This is a genomic window from Pseudomonas sp. NPDC089569 (assembly GCF_050280625.1).
Classification (GTDB): Bacteria; Pseudomonadota; Gammaproteobacteria; order Pseudomonadales; family Pseudomonadaceae; genus Aquipseudomonas.
The window spans coordinates 1-4,110 of record NZ_JBNNVQ010000197.1; the positions used below are offsets into that span (position 1 = coordinate 1).

4 protein-coding genes and 1 pseudogene are annotated in these 4,110 nt (G+C 57.0%); all 5 read left to right on the forward strand.

Annotated features, from left to right (window positions below; genetic code table 11):
* Positions 1 to 87 precede the first annotated feature (87 nt).
* Positions 88 to 444 (forward strand): annotated as a pseudogene (locus tag ACQKP2_RS31955) (acyl-CoA thioesterase); the annotation flags it as partial.
* Positions 434 to 1,129, forward strand: a complete 696-nt coding sequence (tolQ, locus tag ACQKP2_RS31960) for a protein TolQ (protein WP_427582261.1) — start codon at positions 434 to 436, stop codon at positions 1,127 to 1,129. The pseudogene ACQKP2_RS31955 and the gene tolQ, both read left to right, overlap by 11 nt.
* Positions 1,130 to 1,152: 23 nt before the next feature.
* Entirely contained in the window at positions 1,153 to 1,605 is a 453-nt protein-coding gene (gene tolR / locus ACQKP2_RS31965) for a protein TolR (protein ID WP_427582263.1), read from the forward strand.
* Complete coding sequence (gene tolA / locus ACQKP2_RS31970) at positions 1,605 to 2,684, forward strand: cell envelope integrity protein TolA (protein ID WP_427582262.1); 1,080 nt, start codon at positions 1,605 to 1,607, stop codon at positions 2,682 to 2,684. Before tolR ends, tolA begins: the two co-directional genes overlap by 1 nt.
* 38 nt (positions 2,685 to 2,722) lie before the next feature.
* On the forward strand, positions 2,723 to 3,982 hold the full coding sequence (gene tolB, locus ACQKP2_RS31975) for a Tol-Pal system beta propeller repeat protein TolB (RefSeq protein WP_427582264.1): 1,260 nt from the start codon (positions 2,723 to 2,725) through the stop codon (positions 3,980 to 3,982).
* The last annotated feature ends 128 nt before the right edge of the window (positions 3,983 to 4,110 follow it).

Genomic DNA, 4,110 nt, shown 5'->3' on the forward strand with positions numbered 1-4,110 from the left:
GGCCAGTTTTGCGGCATTGCGCAGCAAAGGTCGACGTAAAACGGCCGGTCAGTTGCAGGTCAGCAAACTCAATGATTTCTACAAAGACGGGCTCGAACCGAACGGCTACGAGAGCTGGGCTTCGCCCAATCTGAGCTTGCCGGGGAGGACCTGTTGTTCGTCGTGCATTCCAGCGAAGCGCGTTATCACGCGCCGGCGCGACTGGATGACGAGCTGCTGGTAAGCGCTGAAGTAATCGAATTGAACCGTGCCAGCCTGCGCTTCAAGCAACAAGTCAGGCGGGCTACGGATAATGTGCTGCTCTGTGAAGGGCAGTTTCTGGTGGCCTGTGTGCGCACTAACAGTTTGAAACCCCGGGCCATTCCCGAAGCTCTGCGAGCGGCCTTTGCCGACGTGAGCGGCGCGGGTACACACTCAAAGCAGGAGATACAGCGTGGAAGCTAACGTCGTCGACCATTCCTCCATGTGGAGCCTGGTCAGCAATGCCAGTGTCGTGGTGCAACTGGTGATGCTGACCCTGGTTGCCGCATCGGTGACCTCGTGGATCATGATCTTTCAGCGCAGCAACTTGCTGCGTGCCGGTCGACGCGCCCTGGAGAGCTTCGAAGAGCGCTTCTGGTCGGGTATCGATCTTTCCAAGCTCTACCGTCAGGCAGGCAGCAATCCGGACCCTGATTCGGGTGTCGAGCAAATCTTTCGCGCCGGCTTCAAGGAGTTCTCCCGTCTGCGTCAGCAACCGGGCGTGGAGCCTGAAGCGGTCATGGAAGGTGTGGCTCGAGCCATGCGCGTAGCCATTTCCCGCGAGGAAGAGAAACTCGAACAGAGCCTGCCTTTCCTGGCGACCGTCGGCTCCGTCAGCCCGTATATCGGTCTGTTCGGTACCGTGTGGGGCATCATGAACTCGTTCCGCGGCCTGGCGACTGCCCAGCAAGCGACGCTGGCCACTGTGGCACCGGGTATCGCCGAAGCGTTGATCGCCACCGCGATCGGCCTGTTTGCCGCGATTCCGGCCGTTATCGCTTACAACCGCTTTTCTGCTCGCAGCGAAACCCTGCTGGGCCGTTACTACACCTTCGCCGACGAATTCCAGGCGATCCTGCACCGCAAAGTGCACACCAGCGAAGAATAAGCAGGTAATTTCCAATGGCTTTAATCGCTCGAGCCCGAAACAAGCGCAAGCCGGTTGCCGAGATGAACGTGGTGCCCTACATCGACGTGATGCTGGTGCTGCTGGTCATCTTCATGGTGACCGCGCCGATGCTCAATCAGGGTGTGAAAGTGGATCTGCCGAAGGTTTCAAGTGAAGCCCTGCCGCAGGACAACAATACCCAGGTCCTGACCATTTCGATCAAGGCTGACAAGACCTATTACTGGAACCTTGGCAGCGAAGTCGACACAGACAAGCAACAGGACCGGGCAATGACACTGCCGCAAATGACTGACGCCGTCACCAAGATCATTCGCGTCGGTAACGAAAACGGCAAGCGCACCCAGGTCTTCATTCGCGGCGACAAGAGCGTCGACTATGGTGCCGTCATGGGTGCCATGGGCGGGTTGCAGAAAGCCGGGGTCGGTAATGTTGGCTTGATTACCGAGGCGCCCTGATGCAGCAACAGCGAGAGCCGTCAGCCTCGGAAAGCTACTTCTGGCCCAGTGTCTGGGCGATTGGCCTGCATGTGCTGGTGTTCGGCATGCTGTTCGTCAGTTTTGCCTTCACACCGGAGCTACCGCCGGCCAAGCCTATTGTCCAGGCTACCCTGTACCAGCTGAAATCGAAAAGTCAGGCAACCACCCAAACCAATCAGAAGATTGCGGGTGAAGCGAAGAAATCCGCGGCGCGCCAGACCGAAGAAGAGCAGATGGAGCAGAAGAAGGTCGAGCAGGAAGCGGTGAAGGCTGCGGAACAAAAGAAAGAAGAGGCGGCTCAAAAGGCCGAAGAAGCCAAGAAGGCCGACGAGGCGAAAAAAGCGGAGGAGGCGAAAAAGGCTGATGAAGCCAAGAAAGCCGACGACGCGAAGAAAGCCGCTGAAGCCAAGAAGGCAGAAGAGAAACAATTGGCTGATATAGCCAAGAAGAAAGCGGAAGAAGAAGCCAAGAAGGCTGCTGAAGAAGAGGCCAAGAAAGCGGCCGCTGAAGAAGCGAAGAAGAAGATCGTCGAAGACGCGAAGAAGAAAGCCGCGGAAGACGCCAAGAAGAAAGCTGAAGCTGAAGAGGCGAAGAAGAAAGTCGCCGAGGAAGCGAAGAAGAAAGCTGCTGCCGATGCTGCGAAGAAGAAAGCGCAGGATGCGGCACGTAAATCCGCCGAAGATAAAAAGGCTCAGGCCCTGGCAGATTTGCTTTCCGATAAGCCAGAGCGTCAGCAGGCCTTGGCCGATGAGCGGGGTGACGAAGTCGCCGGCAGTTTCGATGACCTGATTCGAGCGCGTGCAGCGGAAGGCTGGGCTCGTCCACCTTCGGCCCGCAAAGGCATGACGGTCGTGTTGCAAATCGGCATGTTGCCGGACGGTACGGTGACCTCGGTCAGCGTGGCCAAATCCAGTGGCGACGGTCCGTTTGATGCGTCGGCTGTAGCGGCGGTCAAAAATATTGGACGTTTGACAGAAATGCAGGGAATGAAGCCGAGCGATTTCGCTCCGTATCGTTCATTCAAGATGACATTTACACCTGAGGATCTAGCCTTGTGAGAAACCTTCTTCGAGGAATACTGGTCGTTATCTGCTGCATGGCAGGGATCGCGATGGCAGATGAGAAAAACATTCTGGTCACCAGTGGCAGTGATCGGGCGACCCCGATTGCAGTTGTGCCTTTTGGTTTCCAGGGCGGCAGCGTTCTGCCGGACGACATGGCTGAAATCATCGGTAACGACCTGCGAAACTCGGGTTACTACTCGCCGATTCCAAAGCAGAACATGATCAGCCAGCCAAGCCAGGCCAGCGAAATCATCTTCCGTGACTTCAAGGCGCTGGGTGCCCAGTACGTCATGGTCGGTAGCATTGTTCCCGCGGGCGGTCGCCTGCAGGTGCAATACGCACTGTTCAACGTGGCAACCGAGCAGCAGGTGCTGACCGGCAGCGTATCCGGTGGTGTAGATCAACTGCGCGACATGGCGCACTACATCTCCGACCAGTCCTTCGAAAAACTCACCGGCATCAAAGGTGCGTTCTCGACTCGGCTGTTGTACGTGACGGCCGAACGCTTCTCCGAAAACAACACTCGTTACACGCTGCAGCGTTCGGACTACGACGGTGCCCGTGCTGTGACCCTGCTGCAATCGCGTGAGCCGATTCTGTCGCCGCGTTTCGCACCGGATGGCAAGCGCATCGCCTACGTCTCGTTCGAGCAGAAGCGCCCTCGCGTGTTCATGCAGAACATCGACACCGGTCGCCGTGAGCAGATCACCAACTTCGAAGGCCTGAACGGTGCGCCGGCCTGGTCGCCGGATGGCAATCGCCTGGCGTTCGTATTGTCCAAGGACGGTAACCCGGATATCTATGTGATGAACCTGGGTTCGCGTCAGATCACCCGTGTCACCAATGGTCCCGGCATCAACACCGAACCGTTCTGGGGTAAAGACGGCTCGACCATCTACTTCACTTCCGACCGTGGCGGCAAACCGCAGATCTACAAAACCAGCGTCGGTGGTGGCGGTGCAGAGCGTGTAACTTTCGTCGGTAACTACAACGCCAACCCCAAACTGTCGGCGGACGAAAAAACCCTGGTTATGATTCACCGCCAGGACGGTTTCACCAACTTCAAAGTGGCGGCTCAGGATTTGCAGCGCGGTAGTGTAAAAATCCTCACTGATAGCACTCTGGACGAGTCGCCCACTGTTGCGCCCAACGGCACCATGGTAATCTACGCCACCCGCCAGCAGGGCCGGGGAGTCTTGATGCTCGTGTCCATCAATGGACGCGTAAGGCTCCCGCTTCCTACCGCACAAGGCGAAGTCAGAGAACCTTCCTGGTCCCCTTACCTGAACTGACGCGGCGCTTTACGTTTTATTTAACACACTGGGGTTCATTAGGAGTTTCACGATGGAAATGCTGAAGTTTGGTAAATATGCTGAGCTGGCAGATAGGAAGAGAGTCGTGTAGTGAAAGACTGTCGAGA

Bases quoted from the DNA above. Each gene is read 5' to 3' on its own strand.
- tolA (WP_427582262.1), top strand. From the start codon at position 1,605: ATGCAGCAACAGCGAGAGCCGTCAGCCTCGGAAAGCTACTTCTGGCCC.
- tolB (WP_427582264.1), top strand. From the start codon at position 2,723: ATGGCAGGGATCGCGATGGCAGATGAGAAAAACATTCTGGTCACCAGT.